We start from the raw sequence: 14,743 nt of genomic DNA on the forward strand, positions 1-14,743 counted from the left end.
TGAGCGGGGTTCAGCGGTGTGCCGTGGGCCGGCCGAGGATCCGGCCGGCCAGGTACAGGAGGACGAGGGCCGCGACGGTGCGGCACAGCGGCTGCGCCAGACCGGTCGCCAGGCCCGCCGCCGGGGCGGCGGCCTCCGCCGCGGCCGCGGCCAGGCAGACCGCCGCGGGCGGCCAGGCCACCCCGAACGCCTGGAGGAGCAGAGCGGTCCACAGCACCGCCCCCAGGCCGAGCAGGGGGGCGGGGCCGGTCCCGGTGAGCAGGGCGCCGGCGGCCAGCAGGGCGGCGTACGCGCCCAGGCACACCGCCAGGGCGCGGGCTGCCCGCAGCCGGAAGTCACGCGGCGCGGTGCTGGCGCGCAGGGCCGCCACGGCCAGGCCCCGGTAGCGGTAGAGCAGCCACTCGGCGAAGCCCATGCTGAGCGTGAGGACGACGACGGCGTACGGGTCCGCCGCCCCCGTGAGCATCGCGAGCACCCCGGCGGCGAGACCGAACAGCCCGTACGGCAGCGACACCAGCAGCCCCGGGGCCGCGCCGCCGGCCGCCGGGCCCGAGCGCAGCGCGGCCCGTACCCCGTGGGCGGCGGCGAGGATCGCGAGGACGACGGTGGCGAGCAGCGGGACCACCGCCGCGGCGGCCGGCGGCTGCCACCACAGCGTGGCGACGGCGCCCCCGGCCACCGGCAGCAGCGCCACCAGCAGCGTCCGTTCGCGGCCGAGGACCAGCAGTACGGTCGCCGCGCCCAGGTAGCAGGACTGCCCGGCGGCGAACGCGCCGGCCTGCCCCGGTCCCGCGAGGAGCAGCCCCGCGAGCGAGGCCGTCAGCGCCCCGGCGGGAGCGCCGAGCCGCAGCGTCCGCCCCGCGGCCGCCGCGCCGGCGGTGCCCAGCCTCAGGTAGGCGCGGTGGCTGAGCGCCTGGTTCCACGCCCAGGCCACCAGCCCTGCGGCCACCAGCGCGGTGACGGCCCCCTCGCCCCCCAGCAGCCCGGAGCCCAGGACGTAGGCCAGCCCCGGGAGCGCGAAGACCAGCCCGCGCACGGCGCACCGCAGGTGGTCGGGGCGCCAGGGATCGGCGGCCGGCGGCGGCTCGGGGTAGTGCCGGGGCACCCGGGCGTACAGGTCGGTGGCCAGCGCGAACAGGCCGGGACGGCCGTAGCGGGTACCGATCTGGTCGCCCGTCAGCCCGTCGGACTCCAGGAGCGCGGCGACCTCGTACGGGTGCACGGCGGCGGACACCGGCTCCATCAGCCGCTCGGCGAGCTCGTCGATCGGGTCGGCGGCCCAGCTCGGCCGCGCCCTGGGCCCGTTCCGCTGCCGGGGCAGGGCGGGCAGGCTGCCGCCCTCGCCCGGCAGCAGGCGCAGCGGGCCGCTCATACGAGGGCCCCGGCACGCCGCTCTTCATGCCACGCGGTCAGGTCCGCAACCCCGGCCGTCGCCCCGGCGGCCAGCTCGGTGTAGACGGACCGGAACGTGTCGATGGTCTGCCGGAGGGTGAACTGCTCGATGACCCGCAGCCGGGCGTCCCGCCCCATGGAGGCCCTGCGCTCCGGGTCGCGCAGGAGTTCCAGGGCGGCGCGGGCCATGGCCTCCGGTTCCCTCGGCGGCACGACGAGCCCGGTGTCGCCGACGGCCTCCCGCACGCCGCCGACGTCGGTGGAGACGGTGGCCCGCCCGCAGGACATGGCCTCGATGAGCGTGAACGGGAAGCCCTCGCTGATGCTGGACAGCATCACCGCGTTGCCCGCCGCGTAGGCGTCGCGAATGTCCTCGACCCGGCCCTCGAAGACCACGGCGTCCGCGTGTCCCAGCTCCGCCGCCAGCGCCTCGCAGCGCTGCCGGTACGCCTCGCCGCCGCGCGGCGTGCCGCCGAACAGGCGCAGCCGCGCGTCCGGTATCTCCTTTCTGACCAGGGCGAAGGCTCTGATGAGGGTCTCCAGGTCCTTGATCGGGTCGACCCGGCCCGCCCAGCTGAGGGTGGGGACATCCGGCTCCGGCCCGGCGGCCGGGAAGGCCGCCGGATCGACGCCGTTGTAGACGGTGCGTATCAACTCGGGTGCCGCGCCGCCCTGTTCCTCCCAGAGCCGGTTGTAGCGGTTGCCCGGGGTGATCAGGTCCGCCGTGCGGTAGGTCTCCTCGGCGAGCAGCCGGAAGAACCCGAGGAGCAGCGCCTTGACCGGCCACCGGTAGGGGCCCGTGCGGTACCCGAGGTAGCGCTCGCGCAGGTAGACGCCGTGCTCGGTGAGCAGCAGCGGCACCCCGTGCAGCCGCCGCCCGACGAGTCCGGGCAGGACCGCGAGGCCGCCGCTCACCGCGTGGCAGACGCCGTGTTCGGGCGGTGCGGCGGCGAGCGGGCGCAGGGCGTGCTCCAGCAGATCGGTGGCGGTCAGGGCGTCGTGCAGGGTGGGCCGGGCCGCGTGCACCGGCAGGCCGGGGCGGCCCCACACGGCGGCCAGGACGGCGACGGCCTGGTCCGTACGCAGGGCGGGTGCGAGCAGCCCGTCCCTGGCCGACCGGGCCAGTTCGTGCAGCGCGGCGCCGAACTGGTCCTCGGCGCCGGGGTCGAGGAGCGCGGTCAGGAAGCGTTCGTACGCCGCCATCAGCTGCCTGCGTCGCCGGCCGCGCGGCGCCCTGCCGACCGGGTCGGGGCCCCACATGGGGACGGTGACCGGAGGCGCGACGTGGGACGGCAGCTCCCAGGCGAGCGGTTCCCGGCCGGTGCCGGTCACCGCGATCACGTGGAAGTCGAAGTCGGGCATTCCCTGGACGAGTTGGTCGCACCACACGCTGACGCCCCCGTGGCTGTGCGGATAGGTGCCTTCGGTGAGGAGGGTGACCCGGGCCGCGCCGGACTGCGGCACGCGGAGTGGATCGGGCATGACGAGACGGTCCCCCGTGGAGATGCTGGCGGCCGGGCCGGCCGGAACGGTGCGGGCGGTCGGGCGCGGGTCAGCCGGTGACGCCGTACGGCACTCGCTGCCGCACCCCGGCCGGCACCGGAAGCCGGGGCCCGCCGCCCCGCACCGGGTCGGCCCGGTCCGCCGTCGCGGCCTGCGCCGTGGCGCCCGCGGGCAGGGTGAGCGTCACCCGGTCCTGGAGAAGCCCGGGGGAGACCCAGCCGGAGAGCGATCCGGCGTACGGGCTGCCGAAGGACTCGGTGCCGAGCAGCATGTTCTGCCGGGTGCCGGCCGGCAGGGTGGCGGAGGCGCGGACACCGCCCGGGGCCCGCACGGTGACGGTGTCGCCGATGCGGTACGCCGTCACCTGGCCGGCCTTGACAGCGGTGTTCCAGGCGGACCGGTCGCGCAGTTCCGCGCCGATCTGCTGCTGGCGGAGATTCACCAGCGGGGTGTCGGCGGCGTACAGCCCGGCGTACTCGTCGATCACGCGGTCGAGCACCGGGTAGGCGATGCGGTCCTCGGCGAGGTTGGACTGGTGGATGAAGTGCGGCCGCGGGTCGTTCGCGAGGACGTGGCCGAGCGCGATGCGGGCCTCCAGCGGCACGATGTGGTCGGCGTAACCGGTGACCGTGTCGAGCGGCTCCGGCAGGCAGGTGGTGCCGGCCGCGCTCTCGCACACGCCGCTGCCGCCGTCCGAGGCCCTGGTGTAGATCCAGTTGTACTCGTCGATCTGCTCGGTGGTGCGGCCCGCGTTGTAGAAGATGTTCATCGGGTAGCGCGGCACGGTGAGGGCCGGTCCGACCTTCCGCTGGGCGCGGTCGCGGGAGTTGTCCGAGCCGAGCCAGGTGACGGCGTTGTCGGCGAGGGCGGGCCCGAGGTTCGGGTTGTCGTCGGGCTGCTGCGGCAGGACCTTCAGACCGGAGTGCTCACCGGTCACCAGCTCGCCGGTCGCCAGCGGGAGTCCCGCGCGCTGCCCCCAGGCGCGGTTCTCCCTGATCTGGGTGGAGATCTCGGAGCGGCTGACGTACCTGGTGCTCCCGTCGGGGTTCCTGGCGCAGACCCAGGGGACGACCGAGACGTCCTGCACGCAGCCGAGGAAGGGATGGTTGTACGTGTGGTTGATCCACCGGTAGGCGTTCTTGTCGGCGGTCAGCCGCTGCGCCAGCGGGTCGGTGCCGCCATGCTCCTCCTTGTAGAGCTCGCTGCCGCCGCCGTTGTACGCCATGTCCAGGGTGAAGCCCTTGGCGGCCGACCACTCGGCCGCGTACCGCGCGTCGTCGGCCGTCATCCGGATCGGGTCCGGCTCACCGCCCTGGCCGGGCGCGCAGTCCACGTCGCCGGGGGTGCAGTTGAGCTCGGTGTCCCAGCGGTCGTCGGCGGCGAAGACGTCGTCGACGTGGACCGCGAAGTAGTTGCGGGAAGCGCCCAGCCGTACGCCCTGGGTCATCCAGTCCACGATGCCGCGGGCGAGGAGCCGGAACTGCTGCTGGTACTGGTTGTAGACGAAGCCGACGACCAGCTCGCGGCGGCCGTCGTGCCGGTACTCGCCGACGAGGGAGCCCCGCTGCCCGGTGCCCGGCAGCGGCGCCTCGACGTAACTGGTGAAGTCGGCGCCCGGCAGCGGCTTGGCCGCGTAACCGTAACTCTCGCTCACCGAGGGGGAGTTGTCCTCGAAGGGTATGCCGCCGTCGAGGTAGCCGAACGGGCCCGCCGCGCCGGCGGGCGTCACCTCGGCGCGCACCCCGTCCAGGGAGCCGCTGTAGCCGCCGTTGGCCGGGTGGTCGAGGCCGACCTCGGGCCGGGCGTACGTGTAGGCGTCCACCTGGGGGACGGCGAAGGTCTTCTCGTACGCGACGAGTGCCCCCATCTCGGCGGAACCGGCCCCGAACGGGTTGTCGTTGGGGAGTACCACGGCCTGGAACTTGGCCCGCTGACGCCCGTCGACCGTGTCGGCGAGGTAGCCGCCGTTGATCACGGGTCGGTCCTGGCGGGTCAGGTCGAGGACGGTGTACGGCGTGCCCGCGCCGTCGAGTTCGGCGGCGATCGCCGCGGTGGCGGGGCCTCCGTCGCTCACCACCAGTACGCGCAGGTCGACGCGTGGTGGCGCGGGCGCCGCGGCGGCCGCGTGCGCCGGCGCGAGGAGCGTCGTGGCCAGCGCGGCGGACAGCGTGGATATCACGGCCCACCGGGCCGTACGGCTTCTGAGGTGCATGGGTCCCTTCCCGCAAAGGGCACGCCGGACATGCGACCGGCGTGCCCCTCCCCCAGCGGAATGGGCGCCCGGACAGCCGCCGCGCGCTTCCCGCTCTGTCGGATCACATAGTGGGGTCATGCATGGAGAATTTGTGTGGGCGTCGTGAAACCTGGCGAGAAACACACCTGACCAGGCCGGGCCGGCGCACCTGCGGCCGAGTTTCCGCATCCCCCCGCGGCCTTCCTGGTGACAGGTATTCCGCTTCTCCGCCACAGCTCACGGGTGCTGGGACACCTGTCGCCCTGACCGGCGCACTCACGTGGTCTGGACCACAGAAAGAGTTCCCGCACCACTTATCGAATTCGGCCACGCGGGCGGAACCGGAGCCACCTGGAACGGTCGTGCGCCGGCGCCCTGCCGATCCCCGTACCAGCGCCTACGATCTGCTCCGTGACCTCAGCTCTGATCCTGATCGACCTGATGCCGCGCATCGTCGCGCTGCCCGTCGCCCCGCACACCGGCGAGGAGGTGGTGGAGCGCTGCCGCCGCCTCGCCGGGGCGTTCCGGGCGAACGGCCGCCCCGTGGTGCCGGTCCGGGTGGAACGGCCCGGCGTCGCCGAGCAGCCGCCCGGCAGCGGTTTCGTCGACGGTCTGGTGCTGCCCGGCGACCTCGTGGTCGTCAAGCACACCGTCGGGGCGTTCCACGGCACCGGCCTGGACGACCGGCTGCGCCGCCACGGCGTCGACACGGTGGTGCTCGCCGGCCTGGTGACCACCATGGGGGTGGAGTCCACCGCGCGGGCCGCGAGCGACCACGGCTACGACGTGGAGTTCGTCGCCGACGCGATGTCGGGATTCGCCGCCGACGAGCACGACTTCGCCGTCGAGCGGGTCTTCCCCCGGTTCGGCGCGGTGCGTCGTACGGCGGACTACACCTGAGCCGGGCGGGGCCCGGGCCGGACGCGGCGTCAGGCCCCGCCGCGGGCATTCCGCGTGAGGCGGGGGCGGGTTCCGTTGAGGTAGTGCTCGCCGATGTCGCGCAGCCGGTGGGCGGGGGACGACCGCGCCGTCAGGGCCTGCGCGTTGCGCCAGAACCGGTCGAGCCCCGTACCGCCGTCGAGGCGGCCCGCGTCGCCCGTGAGTTCGAGTATCCGGGCGGTGACGTGCGCGACGGAGCGACTCGTGACGGCTTCGGCCGCCGCGACGAGCACCGCGATGTCCGCGCGTTCGTCCACGCCGAGCTCCGGCCCCCTGCGCAGTCCTTCCGCCAGCGCGTCCGTCGCCCGTTCGACGACGGCGGCGGCGGTGTGGGCGGCGGTCGCCAGTTCGCCGTACGCGAGCAGCACGTACGGGTCGCCGCTCGGCCGCTCGGTGTACGCGTCGCCCGCACCCTCGGCGGAGCGGGCGGGCGGCGTCCCGCGGCTGATGTCCCGTGCCTCGGCCAGGGCCCCTTCGGCGATGCCCAGGCCGACGTGGGCGAGGAGCAGGCCGAGGGCGACCGGGGCGAGCGAGCCGAAGGGGGTGGCGGTGTGCTCGTCGCCGGGGACGGCACCGAGGATGTCGTCGGCGCTCACGGCCACGCCGTCGAATCCGACGCCGCCGGCTCCGGTGAGGCGCTGGCCGAGGCGTTCGTCCGCCGGGTCGGTCCGCACACCGTCCCGAGCCGGGTCGACGAGGGCGATCAGTAAGTCACCGGTGCTCCCGCACGTCGCGCCGAGGACCAGCCGGTCGGCCACGGTCACGCCCGCGCCGAAGTCCCGGCGGCCGCTGAGCACGTACCCTCCGCGGGCCGGTGTCAGCGTCAGGCCCGGCCCCTCGTCCCTGCCGGGCGGGCGCGTGCTGCCGCCGAGCAGCCACTGCTCCGCGACGGCCCGGCTCTCGAACGGAACGTCGTCCGGCGAGCGGCCGAGGAAGCGGGCGCTCCAGGACAACGCGCAGTGGTGGGCCAGCAGTTCACCGATCGAACTGTCGGCCGCCGAGATCTCCCGCACGACGGTGCAGGCGCTGCGCCAGCCGGTGCCCGGCCGCCCCGGGCCCGGCGGCGTCAGCAGGGCGGGCAGCCCCGCCTCCCGCAACCGCGAGACCTCGTCGTACGGCGTCTTGCCCGCCCGGTCGCGGACGATGGCGTCGACCGCGAGGTCGTCCGCGAGCTCCCGGGTGACGCGCGGCCACATCGCCTCGTCGGCGTCCGGGTCCGGACCGGCGGACGCGTCGTCCTTCGTGGCGGATCTCCCCGGCACTCCGCTGCTCACCCGGCGCCCCCGTCCCTAGTATTCCCACTGGATTAGTAGGGATACTGTCAGAGGCGGTGCCCCGCCCCAAGGGGGCGACCAAGGAGTGGACGTTCGATTCCGTACTCCGAGACCCCGGGACGATCAGGGATTGGTCCAGGCGTCCGGTTCCTCGGCGAGGGCCGACACGGCGGCCGGCAGCTCGGCCGAGGCGAGGTCGGCCAGCGTCACGCCGTCCAGAACCTCGCGGACGTTGGCCCGCAGCGCGATCCACAGCGGCAGCAGCGACGCGGCCGGCCCGGTGTACGTCAGCTCCGGCGGACGGACCCCGCGCACCGAGACGAGCGGCCCGTCGACGACGCGGATGACATCCGCGACGCTGATGGACCCGGCGGGCTTCGCCAGCCGGTAACCGCCGTTGCCCCCGCGCCGGCTGACCACCAGTCCGCCCCGGCGCATGTCGTTGAGGATGCCTTCGAGGAACTTGTGCGGAATCTCCTGGGCCTCGGCGATGGCCTCCGCCTTGAGCGGCTCGCAGTCCCCCGCGGCGGCGAGTTGCAGGGCGGCACGTACCGCGTAGTCCGCCTTGGCTGAAATCCGCATGCCCGCATTATCCCGCACCGGTACGGGTGCGCCCGGCCGTGCCCGTGCTGAAGCGCCCGGCGCTGCGGCTGTGGGCCTGCCGGCGGGGGCGGGCCCCTGTCCGGATGCGTGCGGCGGTGAGTGGGGGGAGGGTGGAGCCATGTCCGGACACATGCCTGTGATCGTTCACCCGCCGCTCGGCGACAGCGGCCGTCGCGTGACCGTGCGCGGTGAGGACGTCGGCCTCGCGTCGGGCCTGCCCGACCTGGTCGAGTTCCTGAGCCGTGCGGGGCTCGACATGGAGGACACCGAGGCCGTGGTGTCCCCGCTGATCGACTGGCGGGGCGGCGGCCCGGACTACTGGGGTGCGGAGCCCCGCCGCTGACGACCCCCCGGCGTTACGGGGCGAGCCGCGCCATGCGCTCGGTGTCGCAGACGCGAGGACACGTCAGGCACGCGTCGCCCGGGCTGATCGTGCAGTAGAGGCAGCGCCCCAGCAGCGTGCGGGTCGTGTGCGGCGGACCGCCGCCGGCGGCGCGCGGCCGGCGGAAGTCCGCGCCGCCAGGGAACGGCGCTGTCGGTCCCGGCAGCAGTTCCGTGGCCGCGCGCACCGCCCGGTCCTCCTCCCCGAGCACGCGCCCGAGGTGCCAGACGCCCGAGACCAGGTCGTCGCCGGTCATGCCCCACAGCGCCCGTTGCCGCCGGCGCAGCCGGGGCCCCAGGGCGTCGAGCAGCGGGCGTACGTGATCCACCACGGCGGCCCGCAGCTCGGCCCGCAGCGCCTCCTCGTCGGGGACCACGCGCACGCCGGGGAACGCGGCCGCCGGATCGTCCGGCAGGCAGGTGAACGGGCCCGGGACGACGGCGAAGTCGCCGCTGCCGAGTTCGACGCCTACGTCCTCGGGGCGAAGCAGGGGTACCCGGCGCGCCAGGTACCACGGCCCGCTCGGTGGGCGCGTACGTACTGGCCCAGGAGCTCGGCCGGGCACCCGGCGGCGACCAGCGCGTCGCGTACGCCCGTACCGGGGACCGCCTGCGGCCCTTCGTCGCCGCGCACCAGGCCCTCGCGACCGAGAACCCCGGCGGCCCGGCGTCCGAGGAGTCGGTGGACCGGGCGAAGGGGGCCGTCGTGCTGGAGCCGGATTCCGCCGGGGCGGCCGTATGAGTTCGGAGCCGAGGGGTACTGGCGGGGCAGCAACGCGCCCGCGCAACACCTTCGGGCGAGCCGGGCTTCTGCCCGAAGGGGAATAGTGTGGAGTAATCGGCACAAAAAGGGCACAGAAGGGGTTGAAGATCGTGACGGATGTATCCGGCAAGGGCCCGTCCCCGGACGATGACCGGAAGGTACTGACCAACCGGCAGGGCCACCCGGTCTACGACAACCAGAACCAGCGCACGGTCGGCGCCAGGGGGCCGGCCACCCTGGAGAACTACCAGTTCCTGGAGAAGATCAGCCACTTCGACCGCGAGCGCATCCCCGAGCGCGTCGTGCACGCCCGGGGCGTCACCGCGTTCGGATACTTCGAGGCGTACGGAGCCTGGGGCGACGAGCCGATCAGCCGCTTCACCAGGGCGAAGATCTTCCAGGAGCGCGGCAAGCGCACCGACCTGGCCGTACGCTTCTCGACCGTCATCGGCGGCCGCGACTCCTCCGAGGCGGCCCGCGACCCGCGCGGCTTCGCGGTGAAGTTCTACACCGAGGACGGCAACTGGGATCTCGTCGGCAACAACCTCGGCGTCTTCTTCATCCGCGACGCCATCAAGTTCCCCGACGTCATCCACGCGCTCAAGCCGAACCCGGTCAGCTTCGAGCAACAGCCCCGGCGGATCTTCGACTTCATGTCGCAGACCCCCGAGAGCATGCACATGCTGGTGAACCTGTTCAGCCCCCGCGGGATCCCGGCGGACTACCGCCACATGCAGGGGTTCGGCGTCAACACGTACAAGTGGATCAACGCGGACGGCGACTCCGTCCTGGTCAAGTACCACTGGCTGCCCAAGCAGGGCGTGCGCAGCATGACCGAGGAGGACGCCGCCAACGTGCAGGCCGAGGGGCTCGGCCACGCCACCAAGGACCTCTACGAGGCGGTGGCCCGGGGCGACTACCCAGAGTGGGAGCTGGTCGTCCAGATGATGGAGGACCACGACCACCCGGAGCTGGACTTCGACCCGCTCGACGACACGAAGACCTGGCCCGAGCAGGACTTCCCGCCGAAGCCGGTCGGCAAGATGGTCCTCAACCGGATGCCGGACAACTTCTTCGCCGAGAACGAGCAGATCTCCTTCGGCACCGGAGTGCTCGTCGACGGCCTGGACTTCTCCGACGACAAGATGCTGGTGGGCCGTACGTTCTCCTACAGCGACACCCAGCGGTACCGGGTGGGGCCCAACTATCTCCAGCTGCCTGTCAACCAGGCCAAGAACGCCGACGTACGCACCAACCAGCGCGACGGCCTCATGACGTACCACGTCGACGGGGCCGGGGAGAACCCGAGCGTCAACTACGAGCCGTCGATCACCGGCGGCCTGCGCGAGGACCAGTACCCCACGCACGACGAGCAGGGGCCCGAGATCCGCGGCCGGCTCACGCGCAAGCGCATCCCGCGCACCAACGACTACATGCAGGCCGGGCAGCGCTTCCGGCTCATGGAGGACTGGGAGCGGGACGACCTGGTGCACAACTTCGTCACCCTGCTCTCGGACTGCGACCGTCCGGTGCAGGAACGGATGGTGTGGCACTTCCTGCTGGTCGAGAACGAGCTCGGCCTGCGGGTGGGCGACGGACTCGGCATCAGCCCGCAGGACGTCGCGGGCCTGGAGCCGCTGGCGAGCCAGGACCTCACCGACGACGACCGCAAGCGGCTCGCGAACCTGGGCGACAACCCCCCGCGCGACGTGACCGGCCTGACCATGACGCATTGCGTTCCCAACGAACGGCACGTCGTCACCCGGTGACGTCCGCCGCGGGAGCGGCGGGCGAAGAGCGGCCCGGCGGGCGGCCTCCGCGCGCGCACGCCACGTGCACGCGCGACGCACGTGGCGAGTACGTGCGGAGGCCACCCACCGGGCCCGTTCGCTGTCTCCGGGAGGTCGGCGGGAGTGGGGCGTCCTAGGCTGGGCACCCGGGGGCCGGTGATCGAATCCGTCCAGCCGTTGGAGGACCCATGGCCGTACGTCATCAGCTGATCCGCACCTCGCCCGAAGCGGTGTGGGAGGTCCTGGCGGACGGGTCGCGCTACAGCGACTGGGTCGTCGGCACCTCGGACTCCAAGCCCGCCGAGGGGCATTGGCCGGACGTCGGGGCGTCGATCGAGTACACCGTGCGCATCGGGCCCTGGGCGCTGACCGGCCGCACGATCGTCCGCCGGACCGCGCCCCCGTACGAGATCGAGCTGGAGGCCGACAGCGGGGCGCTCGGCACCGCGAGGATCGCCATCGAGGTCCGCCCCTGGGGAGACGACGCTCTGGTCGTCCTCGACGAGCACCCCCTGCGCGGCGTCGGCGGCGCGCTGCACAACACGGCGCTCGACGCCGTGCTCCAACTGCGGCACCGCAGCATGCTGAGCAGGCTGGCCAAGGTCGTCGAGAGCACCCAGAGGCGCGCGAACGCCTCGTACTGAAGCCGCGTGGCCGGGGTGGACAGGAGTCAGCGATGCCGGACGCCGTAGTCATCGGCGCGGGCCCCAACGGGCTCGTCGCCGCGAACCTGCTGGCCGACGCCGGCTGGACCGTGGAGGTACTGGAGGCCCAGCCGGAACCCGGCGGCGCCGTCCGCAGCGACCGGGGGGTCCACCCCGACTACGTCAGCGACCTCTTCAGCGCCTTCTATCCGCTGGCCGCCGCTTCCCCCGTGCTGGCCCGCCTGCGCCTGCACGAGTACGGGCTGCGCTGGAGCCACGCCCCCGCCGTGCTGGCGCATCCGCTCGCCGACGGGCGGTGCGCGGTCCTCGAACGCCGCGCCGCGGACACCGTCGCCGGGCTGGAGGAGTTCGCCACCGGTGACGGCGCGGCGTGGCAGGGGCTGTGCGACGTGTGGCATCGGCTCGGTCCGGACATCCTCGGCGCCCTGTTCACCCCGTTCCCGCCGGTGCGCTCCGGCGTCCGGCTCGCGGCCCGGCTGCGCGGCGCGGGCGGGCTGCGTCTCGCCCGGACGATGGTGCTCCCGGTGCGCCGGCTGGGTGAGGAGGAGTTCCGGGGCGAGGCGGGCAGGCTGCTGCTGGCCGGCAACGCCCTGCACGCCGACCTCGCCCCCGAGGCCGCGGGCAGCGGCGGTTTCGGCTGGCTCATGTCGATGCTCGGCCAGAGCCACGGCTTCCCGGTGCCGACCGGCGGCGCCGGCGAGTTCACCGCCGCGCTCGTGCGACGCCTGAAGGCCCGGGGCGGCGCCGTCCGCTGCGGCGAACGCGTCGTCGAGGTCGTCGTACGGGCGGGGCGGGCCGTGGCCGTACGCACGGCGGGCGGTGAGACGGTGCCCGCGGGGAAGGCCGTCCTGGCGGACGTGGCCGTGCCGGACCTCTACGGCGGGCTGGTCGACGTACGGCACCTGCCCGGCCGGTTCGTGTGCGACCTGCGCGGCTTCCAGTGGGACTTCGCCACGTTCAAGGTCGACTGGGCCCTCGACGGCCGCGTGCCGTGGACCGCCGAGCAGGCGTCGGCCGCGGGCACGGTGCACCTGGCCGACGGCGTCGACGGCCTCACCCGCTTCGCCGCCCAGATCGCTATGGGCCAGGTGCCCGACCGGCCCTTCGCGCTGTTCGGCCAGATGACGACGGCCGACGCCACCCGCTCACCCGCCGGCACCGAATCGGCCTGGGCGTACAGCCACGTCCCGCACGTGGTCAAGGGCGACGCGGGCGACGACGGCCTGACGGGAGCGTGGGACGAGCGCGAGCGGGAGGCGATGGCGGACCGGGTGGAGGCCCAGGTCGAGCGGTACGCCCCGGGCTTCCGGTCCAGGATCCGCGCCCGCCGCGTCCTCGCCCCGCCCACGCTCCAGGCGATGAACGCGAACCTCCACGGCGGAGCGATCAACGGCGGCACGACCGCCATGCACCAGCAGCTCGTCTTCCGCCCGGTCCCCGGCACGGGCCGCCCGGAGACACCCGTCGAGGGGCTCTACCTCGCCTCGGCCGGCGCGCACCCCGGCGGCGGCGTCCACGGCGCGCCGGGGGCCAACGCGGCCCGGGCGGCGCTGCGCGCCCGCTCCGTGCGCGGCGTACTCACCCGTGGTCAGCGCGTGCTCAGCCGGCGCGACAGGAGCGGCGAACGCGAAGGCCCCGGCCGGGCGTGAGCCACGCCCGGCCGGGGCCCGGAACGCCCGCCCTCGTCCGGAGACGGGGGCGGGCGGGCCGGTCACACGGCGGTGTCCGGCCGCGCGGAGCGCGATGCGAGCCGTGCGAACGCGTTGTGCAGGGCGGTGCGCAGCGGCCCGCTGGGGGGCGGCCCGTCGACGCTGTCGACGAGACGCTGGGCGATCTCGCGCAGTTCGATGTTGGTGTGCCGCGAGACGTCCACCAGGACCTGGAACGCCTCCGCGTGGGTGCAGTCTCCCAGCGTCATGACGACGGTGCGCGCCAGGCCGATCACCGGGCGCGTCTCGAAGGTGTGCCACAGGACCGTCAGTTCCGGCCTGTGCGCCTTCGGCGCGACGGGCGCCGGGGCCGGGACCGCTTCCAGCGCCGCCTGGGCGGCGTGGTACTGGGCGGCGTCCGACGCGTGCCAGGACTGGTCGTCGTGTTCCCGGTGCACGGGAGCCTCGCTGTCCGCGGTGAGCATGTCCGCGGTGAGCGGGTCCGCGGTGATGGTGTCCGCGGTGATGGTGCGGTCGTCGTTCGTCGTCATGACTCGGCCCTTCTGACCAGTCTGCCGACGGCCCCGGGCGTGCGTGCGGGGGGCGGTCGGCGGCCCGCCGTTCGGACGTGCTTCCTGCTTGATTCCCTGTTTCTGCCGTTTTGAGGCGGTGAGGGTGATGTGTATGTCCGAAGGCTGCCCGCCGTACGGGCGTCGGGGGCGGCACGGCGCTCAGCGGTGCTCGGGGTTGGGAAAGTCCGACCGGCAGCCGGCGTCCCACACGGAGCGCTGGTTGCCGTGGGCCGGGACGCCGCCCGCCCGCTTGAGCATCGCCGCCAGGTGCATCAGGTTCCAGCTCATGAAAGCCGTGTTGCGGTTGGTGAAGTCGTTCTCGGGACCGCCCGAGCCGGCGTCGAGGTAGGAGGGCCCGGGCCCCGCTTCGCCGATCCAGCCGGCGTCCGCCTGCGGCGGGACGGTGTAGCCGAGGTGCTGGAGGCTGTAGAGGACGTTCATGGCGCAGTGCTTGACACCGTCCTCGTTGCCGGTGATCAGGCAGCCGCCGGCCCGGCCGTAATAGGCGTACTGCCCACGGTCGTTGAGGATGCTGGAGCACGCGTACAGCCGCTCGATGACCTGCTTCGTCACGGAGCTGTTGTCACCGAGCCAGATCGGTCCGCACAACACCAGGATGTCGGCCGCCATGACCCGCTCGTACAGCCCGGGCCACGCGTCGGACTCCCAGCCGTGCTCCGTCATGTCCGGCCACACACCGGTCGCGAGGCCGAGGTCGACGGGGCGGACCACGTCGGTCGTGACGCCGTTGTCCTCCATCACGGCGCGGCTCCTGTCGATCAGCCCCTGCGTGTTGCTGACCTCCGGTGAGCGCTTCAGTGTGCAGTTGAGGAACAGGGCGCGCAGGTCGTCGTAGCGATACGTCGGCGTGGTCATCGGGCGGCTCTCCTCGTGGGTCGTACCCCCCGGACAACCCTGGCGCACGGAGCGACGGATCCGGCGCACCGACCCGGCCGCGGCACCCCCCGCCCGGCCGTTC

13 protein-coding genes and 1 pseudogene are annotated in these 14,743 nt (G+C 73.8%); 6 read left to right on the forward strand and 8 right to left on the reverse strand.

Annotated features, from left to right (window positions below):
• Window positions 1–10 precede the first annotated feature (10 nt).
• The 3 genes from E2E34_RS05220 to E2E34_RS05230 all read right to left on the reverse strand — a co-directional run bounded on the left by E2E34_RS05220 (window position 11) and on the right by E2E34_RS05230 (window position 5,107).
• A complete protein-coding gene (locus E2E34_RS05220; RefSeq protein WP_138900719.1) occupies window positions 11–1,372 on the reverse strand; it encodes a hypothetical protein in 1,362 nt (453 codons plus the stop codon).
• A complete protein-coding gene (pelF, locus tag E2E34_RS05225; protein ID WP_138900720.1) occupies window positions 1,369–2,874 on the reverse strand; it encodes a GT4 family glycosyltransferase PelF in 1,506 nt (501 codons plus the stop codon). The genes E2E34_RS05220 and pelF overlap by 4 nt, the downstream gene beginning before the upstream one ends.
• Window positions 2,875–2,944: 70 nt before the next feature.
• Window positions 2,945–5,107, reverse strand: a complete 2,163-nt coding sequence (locus tag E2E34_RS05230; RefSeq protein ID WP_244315520.1) for a hypothetical protein — start codon at window positions 5,105–5,107, stop codon at window positions 2,945–2,947.
• Between the two features lie 432 nt (window positions 5,108–5,539).
• Between E2E34_RS05230 and E2E34_RS05235 the strand changes: the two genes are divergently transcribed.
• Window positions 5,540–6,028, forward strand: a complete 489-nt coding sequence (locus tag E2E34_RS05235; protein ID WP_138900721.1) for an isochorismatase family protein — start codon at window positions 5,540–5,542, stop codon at window positions 6,026–6,028.
• A 29-nt stretch (window positions 6,029–6,057) separates the two neighbouring features.
• Here the strand turns inward: E2E34_RS05235 and E2E34_RS05240 are convergent, their stop codons facing one another.
• Both E2E34_RS05240 and E2E34_RS05245 read right to left on the reverse strand, forming a co-directional pair.
• Complete coding sequence (locus E2E34_RS05240; protein ID WP_244315521.1) at window positions 6,058–7,341, reverse strand: acyl-CoA dehydrogenase family protein; 1,284 nt, start codon at window positions 7,339–7,341, stop codon at window positions 6,058–6,060.
• 123 nt (window positions 7,342–7,464) lie between these two features.
• Window positions 7,465–7,923 (reverse strand): RrF2 family transcriptional regulator, encoded by a 459-nt coding sequence (locus E2E34_RS05245; RefSeq protein ID WP_138900722.1) that lies wholly within the window; start codon window positions 7,921–7,923, stop codon window positions 7,465–7,467.
• A gap of 151 nt (window positions 7,924–8,074) precedes the next feature.
• Here E2E34_RS05245 and E2E34_RS05250 point away from each other — a divergent pair, with 151 nt between their 5' ends.
• Window positions 8,075–8,287, forward strand: coding sequence for a hypothetical protein (locus E2E34_RS05250; RefSeq protein ID WP_244315522.1), 213 nt, complete (start codon window positions 8,075–8,077; stop codon window positions 8,285–8,287).
• 13 nt (window positions 8,288–8,300) lie between these two features.
• Here E2E34_RS05250 and E2E34_RS05255 read toward each other — a convergent pair.
• A pseudogene (locus E2E34_RS05255) lies at window positions 8,301–8,849 on the reverse strand (iron-sulfur protein); the annotation flags it as partial.
• Window positions 8,850–8,851: 2 nt separating this feature from the next.
• On the opposite strand from E2E34_RS05255, the gene E2E34_RS05260 reads away from it, so the two are divergent.
• The 4 genes from E2E34_RS05260 (at window position 8,852) to E2E34_RS05275 (ending at window position 13,192) form a co-directional block, all read left to right on the forward strand.
• Window positions 8,852–9,067 (forward strand): hypothetical protein, encoded by a 216-nt coding sequence (locus E2E34_RS05260; protein WP_138900725.1) that lies wholly within the window; start codon window positions 8,852–8,854, stop codon window positions 9,065–9,067.
• Between the two features lie 131 nt (window positions 9,068–9,198).
• Window positions 9,199–10,857: a catalase gene (locus E2E34_RS05265; RefSeq protein WP_138900726.1), complete on the forward strand. Its 1,659-nt coding sequence runs from the start codon at window positions 9,199–9,201 to the stop codon at window positions 10,855–10,857.
• 209 nt (window positions 10,858–11,066) lie between these two features.
• Entirely contained in the window at window positions 11,067–11,522 is a 456-nt protein-coding gene (locus E2E34_RS05270; protein ID WP_138900727.1) for an SRPBCC family protein, read from the forward strand.
• A gap of 32 nt (window positions 11,523–11,554) precedes the next feature.
• Window positions 11,555–13,192 carry a phytoene desaturase family protein gene (locus tag E2E34_RS05275; RefSeq protein ID WP_138900728.1) on the forward strand — a complete coding sequence of 546 codons (1,638 nt, stop codon included), beginning with the start codon at window positions 11,555–11,557 and terminating at the stop codon, window positions 13,190–13,192.
• A gap of 62 nt (window positions 13,193–13,254) precedes the next feature.
• Here the strand turns inward: E2E34_RS05275 and E2E34_RS05280 are convergent, their stop codons facing one another.
• Together E2E34_RS05280 and E2E34_RS05285 are read right to left on the reverse strand one after the other, a co-directional pair.
• Window positions 13,255–13,743: an ANTAR domain-containing protein gene (locus E2E34_RS05280; protein WP_138900729.1), complete on the reverse strand. Its 489-nt coding sequence runs from the start codon at window positions 13,741–13,743 to the stop codon at window positions 13,255–13,257.
• A 180-nt stretch (window positions 13,744–13,923) separates the two neighbouring features.
• Entirely contained in the window at window positions 13,924–14,640 is a 717-nt protein-coding gene (locus tag E2E34_RS05285) for a flavodoxin family protein (protein ID WP_138900730.1), read from the reverse strand.
• Between the last annotated feature and the right edge of the window lie 103 nt (window positions 14,641–14,743).

The sequence above is a fragment of the Streptomyces albidochromogenes genome (assembly GCF_005981925.1).
Lineage (GTDB): Bacteria > Actinomycetota > Actinomycetes > Streptomycetales > Streptomycetaceae > Streptomyces > Streptomyces albidochromogenes.